The organism is Telluria sp. ZT3P25, from assembly GCF_059685895.1.
On the sequence record NZ_JCASIJ010000001.1, the window covers coordinates 597355 to 615874 of the forward strand.

The following is an 18520-nucleotide window of genomic DNA, read 5'->3' on the forward strand; positions in this document are numbered from 1 at the left end:
GGAATCATCATGGAACAGTTCCGCATCCATCCTGTCGTGGGCATCGCCCGCGTCGGTAACAGTGTCGACTACGTGATCGCGCCCGAGACGATGGCGGGCGCGGGGCTTGGCGGCAGCACCCCCAGCGGCGGCTTGCCGATCCGGGCAGGGACCGAGAGTGACGTCGTCACCAGTGCCGATGTGCGCGACGCCGCCGGGGCGCTCAAGCGCCAGGCGGCCAGGTTCCGGGTCTTTGTCTATCCGGACGACGACAACACCACCTGGCCACGTGGCGATGGCGTCGAAGTCGTCATCGGCAGCAAGGTGGGCGCGCGAACCGTCACGGACATCCTCTGGACAGTCCATCTCGCCAACAAGAAAGCCAACTGCTTCGTGCTCACCGAGACAGGGCGCCAGGGTATCGCCAGCTATGGCGATGGCCATCTGCCGCCGATGCGCAATGTCAGTCTCGAGCAGGCCAATGCGCCGCAACCCCCCGTGGCGCGCCGCATCGGGCTGATGAACGATCCGAAACGCGTGTTCCAGCTGACGATCGATCCGGGCCCGCGTGTCATTTCAGGCGCCGACGCGCCCGCCGTGCGGTTCGACAAGCCAACCCTGGCGCAGCATGTCGACACCCAGGGCGTCATCGTCCCGCTGCCGCAGTATCCGAAGTCGTTTCCCGATGATTCGTTCGCGCAGATGGACACGCCGAGCGGGGCGATCGACACGCTCGGCGAACTGCTGACCGACGCCAGGGGCCGGCTGCTCGTGCTGGGCGGTTACGGCAAGGCGGCCGGCTGGCATATCGACGGCCAGGCGCCGACGCTGGACGACGATGTCAACAACAACCAGTGGTTCGACGACACCGGGGACGGACCCGTCTCGGCGCACCTCGTGTTCGACGACGGCAGTCGCGCTTCGGTGCAGGGCGCCTGGGTGACCGCGACCGACCCCGCGTTTGCGCCGCAGATCCTGAATGTCGTCTCGCTGTGGGACGACATCTACGACACCTGGGTGCGCACCCAGAAGCTCGCCCCGGCCATGTATGACGAGGACAAGGGCGGCTTCCAGTCCGGCTACCGGCCCACGTTCGACGACCAGATCCAGCCGATCTTCGCCAGCGCGGCCATGCAGCAATGGGTAGTCAACCTGAGCCAGCGGGCGATATCGGCCCATGCGGCCCTGTCTGCCATCTCGGCCGCCGACGATCCCGCCACCACACCTCTGGCGGGCATCAAGGCAATCTTCCGCAGCCCGTACGATCCCACGCAGCAGGACAATATCGCCCTGATGCCGGCGCACCTGGGCGATGCCGGGGAGTCCTTCCTGACCCTGCGCAAGACGCAGTACTTCTTCCTTGAACGGTGGAATGCCGGCAAGACCAACTACCTGGCGGGCGCGGGTCCGGCGCTGGGACCGGGCGAATTGCTCGACAAGGCCACGTTCGTGAACTGCCTCGGTGGCCGTTTCAGCCCCGGCATCGACCTGACCTTCGTGATGCGCGAAGCCGCCATTTACCAGTTGCCATGGTCGGTCGCAGGCCCGTTCCGGCTGCGCGCCAAGCCGCTCGCGTATGCCGGCACGCGTCCGGCGGGCGTGCCCTTGCTGACCGCAGGTTACGTGCCGCGCCATGCCGAGGCGGATGGCCTGGAACCGGGGGACCTTGGAAAATTCATGGCGTTGCCATGGCATACCGACTACAACAGCTGCGCCACGCATCTGCCATCGCCCAACCCGGCGGGCAACCGCACGCTGTTCTGGTCCTGGCCGGCCCAGCGGCCCGTGGCGGTCTACACCGACGGCGACGTGCTCTGGGGTTCGGATGATGCGCCGGACGCATCGCCAGATGCGGACACGTCGACCTGGAACGAATTCTGGCAACTGGGCCAGCAGCGCTGGTCGGTGCGGGGGCAGGGCACGCAATCTGCCTATGCCGAGAACTGGGGCCGCTACCAGGTACCCCGTGACATGCTGATGAACTGGAGCCGCATCGGCATCGTCATGCAGGCGACGCAGGTACCGGCGCCTGCGGACCGTGAGCCACGGGCAGACGGGAAAGGGGCGCTGCCTGCCGCCCTGCCGGCCAGCTGGTACCTGGAAGTGCAGAGCCAGCTGGTCGACACCGACCGCCAGCGCGTGGCGCCGTTCCCCAATACTGCCACCAGCGTGAATGAAGATCCGACGAGCGGCCTCGACCCACGCGACCTGTATTTCAAGCTGCAGAATGTCGACACGTATCCGGAGGTGCGCGACAGTGCGCGCATCTATGTCGATGCCTGGCTCAAATGGGCGCAGGATTTCTCGAACAATCCCGCCTCGCCCGAAGACCGCGCTTTCTTCCGCTACACCGAACAGGCATTCACTGACCGGCTCGAGCGGATTTACCAGCAACTGGTTGACGAAGCCGCGGACTTCGATCCGGCGCAGGATGGGCAGTTCACGACTTACGACCAGATGTGCACCTACACGATCCAGTGGGCGCCATTCAACCTGATCGACGGCGCCTGGCTGCGCAATATCGGCGGCGTCGGGCCGATGGACGACGTGATGTCCCTGCTGTACTCGGTGTCGATGGACGAGCGTGGCGACGGCGTCGTCTCGATGAACCACTGCAATATCTACCGCGACCTCTGCCACTCGATTGGCTATTACCCGCAGCCGATCGACTCGCGCGAATTCGCGTTCGACCCGCAGTTTCTCGACAGCGCGTTCACTGTACCGGCGTTCCAGCTCGCCATTTCCGAGTTCACGCAGTGCTACTTGCCTGAATTGCTCGGCATGACGCTGATGCTGGAATGGGAAGTCGTGCAGTTGAAGCAGACACGCGACTCGATGCTCTACACGGGGCTCGATCCGCATTTCTACATCATGCACATCGGCATCGACAACGCGGTCAACGGCCACGGGCAGCGGGCGCGCGACGCGATCATGCTGTACCTCCAGAACCAGCGTGCATCCGGCGGCGACACGGCGGTGCAGGCGGCATGGCGGCGCATCTGGAACGGGTTCGTCGCGTTCTCGACGATCGGCACGTTTGGCAATGACCTGCTCAACCTGGTCACGACGCCGGTCGACCTGCGCGCGCAGATGCTCTCGATGATCGAGAACAAGGCCGACTTCGGCAGCAGGAATCACCAGAACCACATGGTCGGTCCCAGCCGGATCGATGACTGGTTCTCCAATCCGCCGGTCTTCCTCGATGCGCTGGTCGAGCACGGTTACCTGATCCCGGGGCAATGGGCCAACAGCCGCATGCTGCAGCTGATGAGCTTTGAAACAGGGCCGATGTTCCGCGTCTTCACCGACAGCGAGATCCAGCTCTGGCAGGACTACACGAATGCGCTCGGCCAGCCCGCCCCCGCGCCAGTGCCTGCGGTATCACCCACCCGGGCAATGGCCGCTGTCATCGACCAGCTGCGGCCCGTGCAGCAAGGCATTGCCGGCCACGCGGTCAACTGGATGGCGGACGAGCATGGCGTCGTCCACAGCATCGACTGGTGGTTCAGGCAGTCCACGCCCGTGCTGTTGACGGCGCTGGCCTCGCCCGTGAACGCGCTCGTGAAACCTGGCGACCCTGCCAACAGCCGTTTCCTGATGGAGCTGATCGCGCCCACGGGGCCGATGGGCGCCGCGTTTGGCCAGCCTGCCGTGGCGCCCAACACGGGCTCGTGCCGCGATGTGGTCGAACTCTGGATCCGTGCTGGTTCTCCTGTGCCCGGTAACAAGCCATTCACGCTGCGGCTCGGTACCCCGCGCGCCAGGCGTGCGCAGCATCCGACCGGGCACATCCATGGCATGGGGAACGTGCATTGACCGGCGCGGCGCAAGTCGTCATCCACGGCAGCGGCCCGGCGGGCGCGGCGTGCGCACTGGCGCTGGCGCGCGCCGGTGTCGACGGCGTGCACCTGATGGGGCGGCGTGACCCATTCGCCGGGCAGGGGGCGATCGGTGAATCGATCCCGCCCGATGCAAGGGGCTTGCTGGATCGCCTTGGCCTGTGGCAAGCGTTCCTCGAGCAGGGCCATGAACCCTGCCTGGGCAGTTGCTCGACCTGGGGCGGCGCAACCCCGGGCTACAACGACTATCTGCTCAATCCGCAGGGAAGCGGCTGGCACCTCGATCGCGGGCGCTTCGATGCGTTCCTGTGCCGCCAGGCCGAACACGCGGGCGTGACGCTGCTGGCAGAAGAGGCGGGCGCTCCCGCCAGCCAGCCGCGCTTTGTCGTCGATGCCACCGGCCGTTCGTCGGTCCTCGCGCGGCGCGCGGGCGCCCGCCAGATTGCGCTCGATCGCCTGACCTTTGTGTATGGCTTTTTCGACCTGCCTCCCGCTGCGGCGCATTCGCGCCTGACATTCCTCGAGGCCGTGCGCGATGGCTGGTGGTACGCGGCAGCGATTCCGGGCCGCCGCATGGCCGTCGCGTTTGCCGGCGATGCCGAGACCATCCGCGACGCCAGCCTGGCCCGCGAGAGCGCGTGGCTGCGCGCCGCATTCTCGACACGCCAGATTGCATCCTGTCTGGGCGGCGCGCGCTTCGTCGCCACGAGCCTGGTGGCGCGGGTGGTCCCCAGCTTTTTGCTCGACCGCGTTTGCGGCGCGCACTGGCTCGCGGTGGGCGACGCCGCGTCGTGCTTCGATCCGCTCTCTGCCCAGGGCATCTACAAGGCGCTGGCCGATGGCATCGCCGCGGCGCACGCCATTGCTGCGGCGCTCGCGACGGGAAGCGATCTGGACGCCAGCTACCAGCACGCGGTCCAGTCCCGTTTCACGGAGTACCTGACCAATCGAAATTATTTCTACGGACTGGAACGGCGCTGGCCGGATTCGCCGTTCTGGCAGCGTCGCCACGCGCGCACCGCGCTTGGGGGCACGTTCTGAACCGATGCATGCACACACGGCAGCAACTTTTCTCCATTGAATGAAGGAGCAGGTCATGACCAAACCAGTTCGCACGATCAGTAAAGTCAGCGATGCCCGTCTCGGTGGCTGGCTCCCCCACAACCCCCAGCATACGGCTCTCTGGATACAAAAGCTCAGGCTGAAAGTCAGGGCATCGCCACAACCACTGGTCGAGCCCATCGCGGTATTCCGGCAGATGGTGTATGGCGATCCTGTTCTGTACGCGAATGTACAGGGCATGTTCGCCGAAGCGCACTTCCTCGAGAGCAGTACGCCGCTCGGCTGGCAGCCGGAGCCCCTGAACTTCGAGGATTTCCTGGCGCTGCTCAATGCGATCATGTGCACCGCCCCGGAGGCTTATCAGAGCGAAACGAATGGGACGCAGGGGGCCGCCGGGCTGATTGGCTTTCCCATCAATGCCTTGCTCGACTGGCCGATGGGCACGTCGTTCGGGTATGACGTGTTCTCGAACGCGCTCATCAACCAGCAATTCAAGAAAATTCTGCAGTACTGGTCGGTCTTCCTGGGCACCGAGGCGTCGCGCTACGTGCTGACGCAGGATGATCCCGCGAGCGATGCGCTCGCGTGGCTGAACCCTATCGTGCAGGCGGAGATGGTGAACGCTGCCCAGACGGCGTTCGGGCCGGCACCTAACCCCATCACCACGGATGCCACGTTCGCACAGGTCTTCAACTGCAATCCGGCCGACCCCTGGTATGGGTTCCGCTCGTGGGACGACTTTTTTACCCGCAAATTCCGCGACGGCGTGCGTCCCGTCAGCGGCATTGGCGATGACAGCATCATCGTGAATGCTTGCGAATCAGGTCCGCTCGCCATCACCCACAACGTGGCGCTGTCCGACGCGTTCTGGCTCAAGGACCAGCGCTACTCGCTGGAAAACATGCTCAACTGGGATGAGTACACGCCACAATTCGCGGGTGGCGACGGCGCGACGGTGTACCAGGCATTTCTCAGTGCACTGAGCTATCACCGCTGGCACAGCCCGGTCAGCGGCACCATCAAGAAAGCCTATGTGGTCAACGGGGCTTATTACCTCGAGAATCTGCAGCAAGGCTTCTTCGATCCGAACGGGGCCGATCAAGTCGCGCCCAATAATTCGCAGGCGTTCCTGACAGCCGTCGCCACGCGCGCGCTGATCTTCATCGAGGCAGACAATCCGGATATCGGGCTGATGTGCGTGATGCCGGTCGGGATGGCGGAAGTCTCGAGCTGCGACATCTCCGTGCAACCGGGTCAGCATGTCGAGAAGGGCGACGAGCTTGGCATGTTCCATTTTGGCGGATCCACCCATTGCCTGATCTTCCGTCCGGGCGTGAATCTTGTCTTCACGTCCTACGAGCCAAGCGGCATCAATGCTGCGAACGTCCGGGTCAACGCCGAACTTGCCGTGGTAAGACCCGCCTCCCGTTCGTAATCCTGCCTCTGCTTCAGACGGGGCACGCGTGCCGGTGAATGTCACGCGATCCGTGCGTTGCTCCGCCCCGTCTGTTGTTTTTTACTGCGTAATGCATTCGTCAAATTTCCATAAAGAATGATTCTGCTATAATATTTACAGTGCAATAAGTATTGATCAATATCAACTAGCTGGGCTACTGGCGTTACCGACGCCAACTCACCCCGAGCCGTCCACCATTCGCCTTCATTCCCGGAGTTCCGTCGCATGCGCATCAAGTCCGTCCTGCTGGTCCTGTCTACCTTCATCACGTTCAGCGCGGGCATCGCCCAGGCCGGCCCGATCCTGGTGCAGAACGGCAATTTCGAGCTGACCTCGAACGGTGGCAACAAGAAAATCAACGGCACGACCGTCGACGCCAAGGGCACCACGCTGACGGGCTGGACCAGCAAGGAAGGTAGCAGCGGCTCGGGGGGCTACAACTTCGTCCTCGATGGCGCCACCGCCACGACGACCACGTCGGCGCTGCGACTGGAAGGCGCCAGGAACGATTTCACCGCCTCGCCAACCGGCGGCAATTTCTTCGCGTCCGACTCGCAGTACTACCCGGGCCAATTGTCCCAGCTGATCAACGGCCTGACGATCGGCACGTCGTACCTGCTGAGCTTTGACTTCGCACTGGCGCAGCAATCGGGCTTCACTGGCGCGAACTACGACAATTACTGGCAGGTCGGCTTCGGCAAGGTCACCCAGAACAGCACCAAGCTGAGCATTCCAGATGACGGTTTCAGCGGCTGGAAGTCGGCCACGATGGCTTTCACGGCCACCAGCGCAAGCGAAATGCTGTCGTTCCTGGCCCGCGGCACTGCGCCTGGCGCACCGCCATTCCTGCTGCTCGATAACGTCGCGCTGAATGCCGAAGTGCCCGAGCCAGCCACCTGGACCCTGCTGCTTGGCGGCCTGGGCCTGATCGGCTTCATGGCACGCCGTCGCCGCAACGCGCAGGTCTGAAAATACGGGCGGGTGGCGCAAGGCAAGTCTGTCGCTACCCGCCTGTAGATCACCATGCATTTTTCGCCCGCCGAATTCGCCGCCACCGCACTGCGCCTGTGCGTCTGGCTGATCCTGCTCACGGCGCTGTTCGTGCCGCTGGAGCGCTGGTTCGGCGTGCGCCACGACGGCCCGAACGGCGAGCTGCGGCACAACCTCGCGTATTACTTCCTCAGCAGCCTGGTGCCGATCGTGCTGCTGAGCGCGCCGATGGCGCTGCTGGCCGCGCTGGCTGCCTGGCTGGTGCCGGATGCGTTGACTGCCACGGTTGCCGGCTTGCCGCTCGCGGTGCGCATGGTGCTGGCCTTTGTGGTCGCCGAGACCGGTTTCTACTGGGGCCACCGGCTCAGCCATGAGCTGCCGTGGCTGTGGCGTTTCCACGCACTGCACCACAGCACGGAGCGCATGCATTTTTTGGCCAACACCCGCAGCCATCCCGTCGACATGGTCATCACGCGCCTGTTCGGCATCGCGCCGCTGTATCTGCTGGGCCTGGCCAGCCCGACGGCGGTCGGCAGCGCCGCGCCTGCCGCACTGATCGTGCTCGGCACGCTGTGGGGCTTCTTCATCCACGCCAACCTGCGCTGGCGCTTCGGCCCGCTCGAATGGTTCGTCACGACGCCGGCCTTTCATCACTGGCACCACAGCCGGCAAGAACACATCAACCGCAACTACGCGTCCACGCTGCCGTTCCTGGACCGCCTGTTCGGCAGCCATTACCTGCCGCGCCACTGGCCGGCCGAAGTAGGGACGGACACGCCGCTCGCGCTCACTTTGAGCCGCCAGTTGATCGAGCCGCTGCTGCCGGCGCCGCCAGCCAGAACGGCGTCCGAATAGTTATTTTGAAGGGCGACTCCGATACAACGGCGGCCCCCGAATCTGGTTGATTGACAGCGTGATCGCGTACAATGACGGGCCAATCACTACCAAACACACCTAATGGAATGGCTTTTTGACCCAAATATCTGGGTCGGCTTGTTCACCCTTGTCGTGCTCGAGATCGTCCTTGGCATCGACAACCTGATCTTCATCGCCATCCTGGCGGACAAACTCCCCCCGCACCAGCGTGACAAAGCCCGCCTTGTCGGCCTGTCGCTCGCCATGATCATGCGCCTTGGCCTGCTCACCGTCATCGCCTGGCTCGTCAAACTCACCGCGCCCCTGATTGTCCTCGGCCCGCTGACGTTCTCCGGGCGCGACCTGATTTTGCTGGTGGGCGGCTTCTTCCTGTTGGCCAAGGCTACGATGGAGCTGCACGAGCGCGTCGAAGGCAAGCTGCATGTCGCAACCGGCAAGCGCGCCTACGCCAGCTTTGCCGCCGTCGTCGCGCAGATCATCGTGCTCGATGCCGTGTTCTCGCTCGACGCCGTGATCACGGCCGTCGGCATGGTCGACGAGCTGGGCGTCATGATGGCCGCCGTCGTGATCTCGATGGGCGTCATGCTGTTCGCCTCCAAGCCGCTCACGCGCTTCGTCAACGCGCATCCGACCGTCGTCGTGCTGTGCCTGAGTTTCCTTCTGATGATCGGCCTGTCGCTGATCGCCGAAGGCCTGGGCTTCCATATTCCCAAGGGTTACCTGTACGCGGCGATCGGCTTCTCGGTCGTGATCGAGCTGCTGAACCAGCTGGCGCGCCGTAACTTCGTCAAGCAGGATGCGCACATCCCGCTGCGCGACCGCACGGCCGATGCGGTGCTGCGCCTGCTGGGCAGCACGCGCGGGATCGAGCCGGGCGACGAGCCGGACCCGGTGACGAACAAGCAGCAGAAGCAAAAGCCCGATGAGCCGACCTTCGAGCTCGAAGAGCGCAATATGGTTAGCGGGGTCCTGAGCCTGTCGCAGCGGTCGGTGCGCTCGATCATGACCAACCGCTCGGACATCTCGTGGATCAATATCGAGGACGATGCCGACACGATCCGCGCCCAGCTTCTGGCCACGCCGCACGGCTTCTTCCCGGTGTGCCGGGGCGAGCTCGATGAAGTGATCGGCGTCGCGCGCGCCAAGGACCTGATCGCCGACCTGGCGTTGTCGGGCGCGATCGATGCGAACCATATCCGCGTGCCGATCATCGTGCCCGACGCCAGCGGCGTGCTCAAGGTGATGGACCGCCTCAAGCGCTCGCACGGCCAGCTGGTTCTCATCGCCGACGAATACGGCACCCTCCAGGGCCTGGTCACGCCGATCGACATCCTCGAAGCCATCGCCGGCGAATTCCCGGACGAAGACGAGCAGCCCGTGGTGCAGGACCTGGGCGGCGGGCGCTGGCGCGTGGATGGCACGGCCGACCTGCACTACCTGGAACAGGTGCTCGAGGTGGATGCGCTGGTGGGCGACACCGACGACTACACGTCGCTGGCCGGGCTGATGCTCGAGCGCTTCGGCACCTTGCCGCTGGTGGGCGACGGCATCGAGATCGACGGCTTGCGCATGGAAGTCGAAGAGGTGCTGGAGCGCCGTATCGCCTCGGTGCTGGTCACGCGCATTGCCGATCCGCTTTGACGACAAGTTGAACGACTGTTTTACGATAGGGACGCCACCATGCAAGTACTCTCCCGGGGCCAGCGCCTGCCCCTGTCCACCGTAGCGCCAGACGGCATGCTGCAGGCGGGCGTGTCGGCCCAGGGCCTGGTGCTCGATGTCGCGTGCTTCGCGCTGGATGCCGCCGGCAAGCTGGCGGATGAGCGCTATATGACCTTCTTCAACCAGAGCGCGACGCCGTGCGGCGGCGTGGCGCTGGATGCCGCCGGCCAGGATGCTGCGGGCTTCAGTTTTCAGCTCGCGCGGCTACCTGGCTGGGTCGAGCGCGTGAGCATCGTCGCCAGTACCGATGGCGCAGCGACGATGGCGCAACTGCAGACCGGCTACCTGCGCCTGGTTGGCCCGCAAGGCGAGTTCGCGCGCTTCACGTTCAGCGGCAGCGACTTTGCCGGCGAGCGCGCCGTCATGCTGGGCGAGCTGTATCGCAAGGACGGCGGCTGGCGTTTCATGGCGGTGGGGCAGGGCTTCAATGGCGGGCTGGATGCGCTGGTGCGTCACTTTGGCGGCGCGGTGGCGGACGAGGTTCCCCAGGCTGCGCCAGCCGCATCGGTCGACCTCGAAAAGCGCGTGGCCCAGGCCGCACCGCAACTGGTCAATCTGGTCAAATCGGCTGCCGTGTCGCTCGAAAAAGCGGGGCTCGCGCAGCATCGTGCCAAGGTCTGCCTCGTGCTCGACATCTCCGGTTCGATGAGCGCCTTGTACAGCAAGGGTTTGGTGCAGCAGTTCGCCGAGCGCATCCTGGCGCTGGGCTGCCGCTTCGATGACGACGGCGAGATCGACGTGTTCCTGTTTGGCCGCAACGTCCACCAGGGTGAGGCGATGGGCCTGGCGAACTGGCCCGACTACATCAAGGGCATCATCGCGCGCCACCCGCTCGAAGGCGATACCCGTTACGGCGCCGCGATCGAAGCCGTGCGCCGCCACTACTTCCCGGATGCGCGCGGCGGCGAGCGCAAGGCGATCGCCACGGCTGCCGTGCCGGTGTACGTGATGTTCGTTACCGACGGCTCGACATCCGACAAGCCGCTGACCGAGCGCCAGCTGCGCTGGGCCAGCCGCGAGCCGATCTTCTGGCAGTTCATGGGCATTGGCAAAGGCCGCAAGTCGAAAGCCAAGGCGCTGGCCAGCTTTGCCGACTCGGATTTCCCGTTTCTGGAAAAGCTCGACGAGCTCGATGGGCGCCTGGTCGACAACGCCGACTTCTTCTCGGTGGCCTCGCCCGACGAGCACCCCGACGCCGCGCTGTACGACCTGTTGATGAACGAATACCCGCAGTGGGTGAAGCAGGTCAGGGCGCTTGGGATGATCGGCTGACGCGCGGTGGAAGGGGCGCATTGGTCATGTAAAACAGGCCCCGAAATACCGCTCTGCTCAACCATTAGAAACCAGTAGTCGCACGTTACTCTTGTCGCATCGTCAGGACGTTGTTACGTCCACAGATCATGTACAACAGGGAGAAACAACGTGTTCGAAGGATTCATCCAGCTCACCCCAACGGGCGTCGCGCTCACCATGGCCGCGTCGTACATCATGACCGTGTTTGCCAGCGAACTGTATCTGCACCGTTCGCGCAGCCACCGCGCGATCACGTTTCACCCGCTGCTGTGCCACCTGTTTCGCCTGTGGATCTGGCTGACGACCTACGGCGTGACCGCCAAGGCCTGGGTGGCGGTGCACCGCAAGCACCACGCCAAGTGCGACACGGTCGACGATCCGCACAGCCCGCACATCCACGGCCTGTGGACCATCCTGACCAAGGGCACGCTGCTGTACCGGAAGGCCGCGCGCAATGCGGACCTGATCAAGGCCTACGGCGTGGGCATCAAGGAAGACTGGATGGACGCGCACCTGTACACGAAGCACCGCTTTCGCGGCGCGTTCCTGTTCCTGGCGCTCGAGATGCTGGTGTTTGGCATGACGAACGGCTTTTTGATCTGGCTGTTCCAGTTTTCGATCCTGCCATTCTGGGCCTCGGGCTTCATCAACGGGATCTTCCACGTGGTGGGCTACCGTAACTTCCAGACCAAGGAAGGGTCACGCAACTTCTTCCCGATCGGGATCATCTTCGGCGGCGCCGAACTGCACAACAACCACCACGCCAACCCGGCCTCGGCCAAGCTGTCGATGAAGTGGTGGGAGTTCGATGCGGGCTGGCTCGTTATCCGCGTCCTCTCGTTCGTGCGCCTTGTGACGATCAACCATGTCGACCGGCTGCCGGCACCGGATGCGGCGCAGGCGCGGCGGCACGCGGCGGGTTGACGCCAGTCGGGCGCAGCTTCCTGCCAAGCCGGCGCCACCCGATCACCACGCCCGTCACGCTGAGCAGCAAACCACCGAGGCTCAGCACGACCAGCACGATGTCCCATAACGGGCGCCGCTCGAGCAGCGGCAGCCAGTCCCACGAATGCAGCATCGCAAACAGCCAGCGGCTGGTGCGCTTGCCGCTGTCGATGTGGCCCAGCACCGCCCCCGTATGCGGGTCGAGATGCACCCAGGTCGCGTGCGGATCGTTGAATACGATGCGCAGAACAGGTAACGGCTTGTCGGCGCCGCCCATCATCGTGTGCGCATCGCGTGCGTAGTAATACAGGTCGTACTCACTCAGTTGCTCGATCCGCGCGACGGGTGCATCCACCAGATGCGCGGCCGCAGCCTGCAGCGCTGCTGGATCGAGCGTCAGCGGGCGCGCGGCGTGGCTGTCCAGCACCTGCGGCGCGCCGCCCGCGCGGTAGGCCAGCACGCGGTTCTGGCCCAGCACGCGCACCCAGCGCAACTCGCGCACGGCGCCCGTGCTCGCGGCCAGCAGTGCTGGCGGGGCGGCGTCCTGGCCCGTCAGCGTCAATGGCCCGCCCTGCAGCGCTTCCATGTGCAACTTCGGCGCGCCGGTGTCGAAGATGTGCCACGGATTCATCGACATCAGGCCGCTGAAGATCCACGCGATCGTCACCAGTGCAAACAACAGGCCCGTCACGTGGTGCCAACGCATCATCGCAGTCGGGTAGGGCGTGCGCGCGCCGCTGCGGTATGGCGCGTGAAAACGCCAGCGCAGGATGCCGGCCACGGTGCCCGACAGCGCAGCAGCGATGCCGGCGATTGCCAGGTAATTGACGATATTGGTCCAGTAAGGCTGGAACACATTGCCGCGAAACGGATACAGCCAGTGGATCCAGGCGCCGGCGTAATTCCACAGCTGTTCGCTGCGCGTTGCATCGCGCACGACTTCGCCGCTTTTCCCGGACACGTACAGCAGCGTGCGATCGGCATCAATCACCTCGACCCGGTGCAGCGGGCGCTGCGCATCGAGCCCGCGCGAATGGGTGAAGGCATCTTCGTCGATGACGTCCTGGTAATGCACGTTCACGCCGGGGCCGGCCCAGGCGGAAGCACTGGCCAGTGCATGGGCTGCGTTCACCGTTTCCACGCGCGCGCCGCTGATGGCGTCGATGACGATGGCACCGCGCTTGCTGCTGGCAATCGGTGTCGCCATATACACGGCGCGCCCGCCACTGGACAGCGCCAGGCGCAACCCGTCCAGCGGCTTGGAGACACCGGCCCTGGCCAGCGCCACGTTTGGTGCCAGCAGCGGGGCGTTCTGCGACAGCGCCGGCAGATGCGCCAGCCGTTCGGCATCGGTCAGCTTCGGGTAACCGACATACATCATGACGATGCCCGATGCGAACCACATCGCAAACAGCACGCAGCCACCGATGCCCAGCCAGCGGTGGGTCAGGAACAGCCAGCGCTTGAGTTGTGCCTTCATGCGAGACTCCCCGTCAGAACGCCACGCGCAGCGACACGTCCGCCGTGCGCGCCGCGCCCAGGTACGCCATCGTGCTGTTCACGTTGGCCGCGTAGATCCGGTCGGTCAGATTGCGCACGCGCCCGACCAGCGTGACGTCGCGGGTCACTTGGTAGGAGAGACCCAGGTCGACGAACGTGTAATCCGGCCAGTACAGCGTGTTGGCCGCATCTGCATACACCTTGCCGACCCGGCGCACGCCGATATTCGTCTGCAGCGCCGGCGTGATGGCGTACGACAGCCACAGGTTGGCCACGGTCGCCGGCGTGTTGACCGGCGTCTTCCCGGCCAGCGACACATTGCCCTGGCGGTAGTTCTGGTACTCGGCATCCACATAGGTGACGTTGCCCTGCAGGCCCAGGCGGCGCGTCGGCTGCAGGCCGACGGCCAGTTCAACGCCTTGCGATGTCTGCTCGCCCACCAGCAGGGTCAGGGCGCTGTTGTTCGGGTCCTGCGTCGCGATGTTCTTGCGCGTGATGTGGTACGCGGCCAGCGTCGCCGTGCCCTTGCCGTCCCAGAATCCCAGCTTGCTGCCCACCTCGAACTGGCGCCCGGTGGTCAGTTCGCTGTTGGTGCGCACGTCCGCGAACGACGCGGTCGACAGCACGCCGGACGGTGGATCGGCTGCCGTCGCGTACTGCGCATACAGGTTCATGTTGGGCGTGACGTCCCACACCAGGCCAAGGCGGCCCGTCGTCGGCGTGTAGCTGCGCGCGAAGCTGGCCGGGCTGGCGCTCGTCACCTCGCGGCGATTCGTCAGATCGAGTTCGATACGCTCGTGGCGCAGCGCTGTCACCAGGTTCAAGTCCGGCACCAGCGCCGTGCGGTTCTCGATATACACGGCCGTTGTCGTGACCTTGTTATCGCGGTCGGGCCTGAAGCCTGGCGTCATGCCCGGCACCGCGAAGAACAGTTCGGTGACGAAGTCGTACGGGTCGACCGTGCTGACCGTGGCAGGCAGGCTGTTCGGGAAGCGCGTCTGCTTGTTGACGCTGACGTCCAGGCCAAACGCCCAGTCGCTGCGGCGCGCGCCGATGCGGCTTTTATAAACGCCGTCGAGGCGATCGCCGACCATGCGCTGGTCGTGGCGCTGGAGCAGGGCGGCCGAGCGGATCACGGCTGTATTGGACGGGTTGAAGCGGTAGGTCTCGACGTTGCGGTAGTCGCGCAGCGCATCGTACAGATACAGCGTGTTCGTGAGCTGCAGCGCGTCGCTCACCTGCCACTTGCCGATCGAGCGCAGCCAGTGCACCCGTTGATCGTAGACGCCATCGGCGCTGTTGTAGTTCTTGAAGCGCGTGGCCTCGAGAATGCGCGCCTGGCCGGCAATCGGGTTGGCCAGCGGCGTGCCCCAGTACGGCCGGTCCACGTCCTCCTGCTGGAATTCATAGGCCAGCGTGTGCGTCACGCCGCGCCCGAACTGCGACAGCAGGGACGCGGCCAGCTGGGTGGAGCGGCTGTCGACGCCGTCGATCGGGCTGCCGGTGTCGCGGTGGTTGATGTCAATGCGCGCGTAATGGCCATCGCTCAGCTGGCGATTCAGGCCGACCGATGCTTCTTTCAAGCCATGCGCGCCAAGCCGCGCCTGGGCTTCTGAAAATTCGCGCGCCTCGGCCAGTTTGGTGATGTAGTTGATCGAACCGCCCACGGCGCCCGAGCCGAACAGAAAGCTCGATGGCCCGCCAATGGCTTCGACCCGGTCGATGATCCAGCTGTCGACAGGGCGTGCGGCGATCGCATACTGGACGTTGATGCCGTTGAACAGCTGGCTGATCGAGCCGCTGCCAAAGCCCCGGTAGCTCACGCCGATATTGCCCGGCGCATTGTGGGCGGTCACGCCGGGGATCGCGCGCAGGATTTCCTGCGTGTCCTGGGCGCCGCGCACGTCGATCAGTGCGCGGTCGACAACCGTGACGGTGGCCGGGGTTTCGCGTGCGCTCAAGCCAAGGCGGCTGGCGGTATCGAGCGGCGTGTCGAGGTCGAGCAGGCTGCCCGCGCGCGGTGCGTCAGCCGTGATTTCGACGGTGGGGATGGTCTGGGCGTGCACCTGCCACGGGACGACGAAGGTAAAGCCAAGAGCAAGCGCGATCGTGCGCGGCCTGGCGTGAAGACATGGGGTCATTGCATTTCCTGTGCGCGCGACGTACAGCGATGGCGCGTCGCGCATGGTCCACCGGTGCTGCATGGGGATGAAGCACCGGAATCAAGGGTGAGGACGGATCAGGAAATGGCGACAGGCGGCCCGCGCGATTGCGCAGGCGTCCAGGCAAATTTCGGGCGTGGGGCGTGGTAGAACAGGGGCGGGTAGGGATCGCGCTCCAGGCTGACCACCTGCAGCGCGCCGGCGTAGGGCGGCGGTGCGATGGCGACATGCTGGTGCGAGCAGCACAGGTCACAGTGCGACATGTCGGGCACCGGCGGCGCTGTCGTCTGGCCCGCGTCGTCCACGACCAGGACGTGGCGGGTGCCGCTGGCGCTGCAAATCTCGGAGAGATAGGCATTGGGCGGCTGGGCGGTGGCCAGGGCCATCGCATGCGACAGCACGGGCGTGAACAGGCCGAACAGGAACGCCACGAGGACGGTCCAGCCATACAGCGCGCGGGTTGTGCGGAGCCTGTGCATATGAAAATTATAGTCGGGGCAGCGCGCCGCGGCGCACGGGTGGTCAATTTGTCCATCTCGGCGGGCGGCCCGCGACCGGGTCACGAACGATAGCGCCCGCGATTGTTATAATCGCGGCCTATCATCCCCGCTAACGACGACCAACACGATGCCGCGCACCCTTGTCATTTCCCCCAACTGGATCGGCGACGCCGTCATGGCCCAGCCCTTGCTGCGCCGGTTGAAGGAGCGCCATCCCGATCGGCCGATCGATGTCGTGGCGCCTACCTGGGTGGCCCCGGTCTGGCGCGCGATGCGCGAAGTCGACACGGTGCTCGAGTCGCCGTTCAAGCATGGCGCGCTGCAGTGGAAAGAGCGCAAGGCATTTGCGAAGATACTCAGGGCGCGCGGCTACGCCGACTCGTACGTCTTGCCCAACACGCTCAAGTTCGCGCTGATCCCCTGGCTGGCCGGCATCCCGCGCCGCGTGGGCTACAAGGGCGAGATGCGCTATGGCCTGGTCAATGTCATGCACCACGACGACAAGGCCGCGCCGCGCCCGATGGCCCAGTTCTACCAGGCGCTGGCCGACGCGCCAGTGCGCGACCTGGCGCGGCCCGAGCGCCTGCCCGAACCGGTGATGACCGTGGCGCCAGCAGAAGCACAGGCCGCGCTCGCGCGCCTGCAGCTACCCGGGGGTGCGCACGTCGTGTTTGCACCGGGCGCCGAATTTGGCCCGGCCAAGCGCTGGCCGTCCGCGTACTTCGCTGAGCTGGCGCAAACGATCCTGGCCCATCGCCCGGATGTGCAGATCCTGCTGCTCGGCTCACCGAAAGACCGCGCGGTCTGCGACGAGATCACGGCGATTGCGCCGCAGGCGCACAACCTGGCCGGTTCGACGTCGCTGGCCGAAGCCATTGCGCTGATCTCGCGCGCTGCCGCCGTGGTCACGAACGACTCGGGCCTGATGCACATCGGAGCGGCGCTGGGGCGGCCCGTGGTGGCCATTTATGGCCCGACCGATCCGCGCCACACGCCACCGCTGTCGCAACTGGCGCAGATCCTGTGGCTGCACCTCGAATGCTCGCCCTGCCAGCAGCGCGAATGCCCGCTGGGCCACCAGCACTGCATGAAGCAGATCCTGCCGCAGGCTGTCTGGCAGCCCTTGCAATCCATGCTTGCCGCCGCGTGATGCGGACAAGCCAAACGATTTAACAGAGGACCCCATCATGATTCTGGTTACCGGCGCCGCAGGTTTTATTGGCGCGAACCTCGTGCATGCGCTGTCAGCGCGCCAGCCGTTCAGCGTGTTCGCCGTCGACAATATGTCGCGGCCCGAAAAATTTCATAACATCGTCGACGCCGAGATCGCGGACTACGCCGACAAGGAAGATTTCCTGGTGCGCCTGAAGGCCGGGGAGTTCGACAACAAGTTCACGGCCGTGCTGCACCAGGGCGCGTGCTCGAACACGATGGAGACCGATGGCCGTTACATGATGAAGAATAACTACGACTACACGGTCGCGTTGTTCGAATTCTGCCAGCGCCAGGACATCCCGTTCATCTACGCGTCGTCGGCCGCCGTGTATGGCGCCGGCACCGTGTTTCGCGAAGAGCGGCCGCTCGAGCGGCCACTGAACGTGTATGGCTACTCGAAATTCCTGTTCGACCAGTACCTGCGCCGCTACTGGGCCACCAAGGGCAAGGATGCGGGCAGCCAGGTCGTCGGCCTGCGTTACTTCAATGTCTATGGCCCGCTCGAAGGGCACAAGGGCACGATGGCGTCGGTGCCGTTCCACCAGTACCACCAGTTCCTGAAGGACGGCAAGGTGCGGCTGTTCGGCGCCAACGACGGCTATGAAGCCGGCGCGCAGATGCGCGACTTCGTCTACATCGACGACGTCGTCAAGGTCAACCTGTTCTTCCTGGACCATCCCGAACAGCGCGGCATCTTCAACCTGGGCACCGGCCGCGCGCAGCCGTTCAACGACCTGGCGGTGGCCACCGCCAACGCGCTTGCCAACGAAGGCAAGCCGGCCTTGACGCTGCAGGAGATCGTTGAGCAGGGCCTGCTCGAGTACCTGCCGTTCCCGGACAAATTGAAGGGCAAGTACCAGAGCTTTACGCAGGCCGACATCTCGGCGTTGCGCGCAGCCGGCTACAACGAACCGTTCACCGACGCGGCCACCGGCGTGGCCAAGTACATGGACTGGTTGCGCGCGCAGCCGGTGCGTTAAG

The 18520-nt window shown here is 65.0% G+C and carries 13 protein-coding genes; 10 read left to right on the plus strand and 3 right to left on the minus strand.

The genetic code is table 11. The features are described from left to right. Nucleotides 1–9 precede the first annotated feature (9 nt). From AC56LY_RS02655 to AC56LY_RS02690, 8 genes are all read left to right on the plus strand, one after another. The gene (locus AC56LY_RS02655) at nucleotides 10–3795 is read left to right on the plus strand and encodes a LodA/GoxA family CTQ-dependent oxidase (RefSeq protein ID WP_499576348.1); all 3786 of its coding nucleotides are present in this window, start codon (nucleotides 10–12) and stop codon (nucleotides 3793–3795) included. Continuing rightward, a complete protein-coding gene (locus AC56LY_RS02660) occupies nucleotides 3792–4859 on the plus strand; it encodes an FAD-dependent monooxygenase (protein WP_499576351.1) in 1068 nt (355 codons plus the stop codon). Before AC56LY_RS02655 ends, AC56LY_RS02660 begins: the two co-directional genes overlap by 4 nt. A 55-nt stretch (nucleotides 4860–4914) precedes the next feature. Beyond that, nucleotides 4915–6315: a phophatidylserine decarboxylase associated domain-containing protein gene (locus tag AC56LY_RS02665; RefSeq protein ID WP_499576353.1), complete on the plus strand. Its 1401-nt coding sequence runs from the start codon at nucleotides 4915–4917 to the stop codon at nucleotides 6313–6315. Nucleotides 6316–6561: 246 nt separating this feature from the next. Further along, on the plus strand, nucleotides 6562–7305 hold the full coding sequence (locus tag AC56LY_RS02670) for a PEPxxWA-CTERM sorting domain-containing protein (RefSeq protein ID WP_499576355.1): 744 nt from the start codon (nucleotides 6562–6564) through the stop codon (nucleotides 7303–7305). Between the two features lie 54 nt (nucleotides 7306–7359). After that, nucleotides 7360–8181, plus strand: a complete 822-nt coding sequence (locus AC56LY_RS02675) for a sterol desaturase family protein (RefSeq protein WP_499576357.1) — start codon at nucleotides 7360–7362, stop codon at nucleotides 8179–8181. A 102-nt stretch (nucleotides 8182–8283) separates the two neighbouring features. Further along, nucleotides 8284–9843: a TerC family protein gene (locus AC56LY_RS02680; RefSeq protein ID WP_499576359.1), complete on the plus strand. Its 1560-nt coding sequence runs from the start codon at nucleotides 8284–8286 to the stop codon at nucleotides 9841–9843. A gap of 39 nt (nucleotides 9844–9882) precedes the next feature. Beyond that, the gene (locus AC56LY_RS02685) at nucleotides 9883–11196 is read left to right on the plus strand and encodes a VWA domain-containing protein (protein WP_499576361.1); all 1314 of its coding nucleotides are present in this window, start codon (nucleotides 9883–9885) and stop codon (nucleotides 11194–11196) included. Between the two features lie 150 nt (nucleotides 11197–11346). After that, nucleotides 11347–12141 (plus strand): fatty acid desaturase, encoded by a 795-nt coding sequence (locus AC56LY_RS02690; RefSeq protein WP_499576363.1) that lies wholly within the window; start codon nucleotides 11347–11349, stop codon nucleotides 12139–12141. Here the strand turns inward: AC56LY_RS02690 and AC56LY_RS02695 are convergent. The 3 genes from AC56LY_RS02695 to AC56LY_RS02705 all read right to left on the minus strand — a co-directional run bounded on the left by AC56LY_RS02695 (nucleotide 12077) and on the right by AC56LY_RS02705 (nucleotide 16303). Then, nucleotides 12077–13642, minus strand: a complete 1566-nt coding sequence (locus tag AC56LY_RS02695; RefSeq protein WP_499576364.1) for a PepSY domain-containing protein — start codon at nucleotides 13640–13642, stop codon at nucleotides 12077–12079. The two genes, AC56LY_RS02690 and AC56LY_RS02695, sit on opposite strands and share 65 nt — an antisense overlap. Before the next feature lie 13 nt (nucleotides 13643–13655). Further along, nucleotides 13656–15803, minus strand: a complete 2148-nt coding sequence (locus AC56LY_RS02700) for a TonB-dependent receptor (protein WP_499576367.1) — start codon at nucleotides 15801–15803, stop codon at nucleotides 13656–13658. A gap of 98 nt (nucleotides 15804–15901) precedes the next feature. Then, entirely contained in the window at nucleotides 15902–16303 is a 402-nt protein-coding gene (locus AC56LY_RS02705) for a DUF2946 domain-containing protein (RefSeq protein WP_499576368.1), read from the minus strand. Between the two features lie 148 nt (nucleotides 16304–16451). Here AC56LY_RS02705 and waaF point away from each other — a divergent pair, with 148 nt between their 5' ends. Together waaF and rfaD are read left to right on the plus strand one after the other, a co-directional pair. After that, nucleotides 16452–17474: a lipopolysaccharide heptosyltransferase II gene (waaF, locus tag AC56LY_RS02710; protein WP_499576370.1), complete on the plus strand. Its 1023-nt coding sequence runs from the start codon at nucleotides 16452–16454 to the stop codon at nucleotides 17472–17474. Between the two features lie 34 nt (nucleotides 17475–17508). Continuing rightward, nucleotides 17509–18519: an ADP-glyceromanno-heptose 6-epimerase gene (rfaD, locus tag AC56LY_RS02715; protein ID WP_499581925.1), complete on the plus strand. Its 1011-nt coding sequence runs from the start codon at nucleotides 17509–17511 to the stop codon at nucleotides 18517–18519. Nucleotide 18520 lies beyond the last annotated feature (1 nt).

What these genes read in the sequence shown, in the direction of transcription:
- AC56LY_RS02685 (WP_499576361.1), top strand. Translation starts at nt 9,883, where the DNA reads ATGCAAGTACTCTCCCGGGGCCAGCGCCTGCCCCTGTCCACCGTAGCG.
- AC56LY_RS02705 (WP_499576368.1), bottom strand. Translation starts at nt 16,303, where the DNA reads ATGCACAGGCTCCGCACAACCCGCGCGCTGTATGGCTGGACCGTCCTC.
- AC56LY_RS02670 (WP_499576355.1), top strand. Translation starts at nt 6,562, where the DNA reads ATGCGCATCAAGTCCGTCCTGCTGGTCCTGTCTACCTTCATCACGTTC.
- AC56LY_RS02675 (WP_499576357.1), top strand. Translation starts at nt 7,360, where the DNA reads ATGCATTTTTCGCCCGCCGAATTCGCCGCCACCGCACTGCGCCTGTGC.
- waaF (WP_499576370.1), top strand. Translation starts at nt 16,452, where the DNA reads ATGCCGCGCACCCTTGTCATTTCCCCCAACTGGATCGGCGACGCCGTC.
- AC56LY_RS02655 (WP_499576348.1), top strand. Translation starts at nt 10, where the DNA reads ATGGAACAGTTCCGCATCCATCCTGTCGTGGGCATCGCCCGCGTCGGT.
- AC56LY_RS02700 (WP_499576367.1), bottom strand. Translation starts at nt 15,803, where the DNA reads ATGACCCCATGTCTTCACGCCAGGCCGCGCACGATCGCGCTTGCTCTT.
- AC56LY_RS02665 (WP_499576353.1), top strand. Translation starts at nt 4,915, where the DNA reads ATGACCAAACCAGTTCGCACGATCAGTAAAGTCAGCGATGCCCGTCTC.
- AC56LY_RS02680 (WP_499576359.1), top strand. Translation starts at nt 8,284, where the DNA reads ATGGAATGGCTTTTTGACCCAAATATCTGGGTCGGCTTGTTCACCCTT.
- AC56LY_RS02695 (WP_499576364.1), bottom strand. Translation starts at nt 13,642, where the DNA reads ATGAAGGCACAACTCAAGCGCTGGCTGTTCCTGACCCACCGCTGGCTG.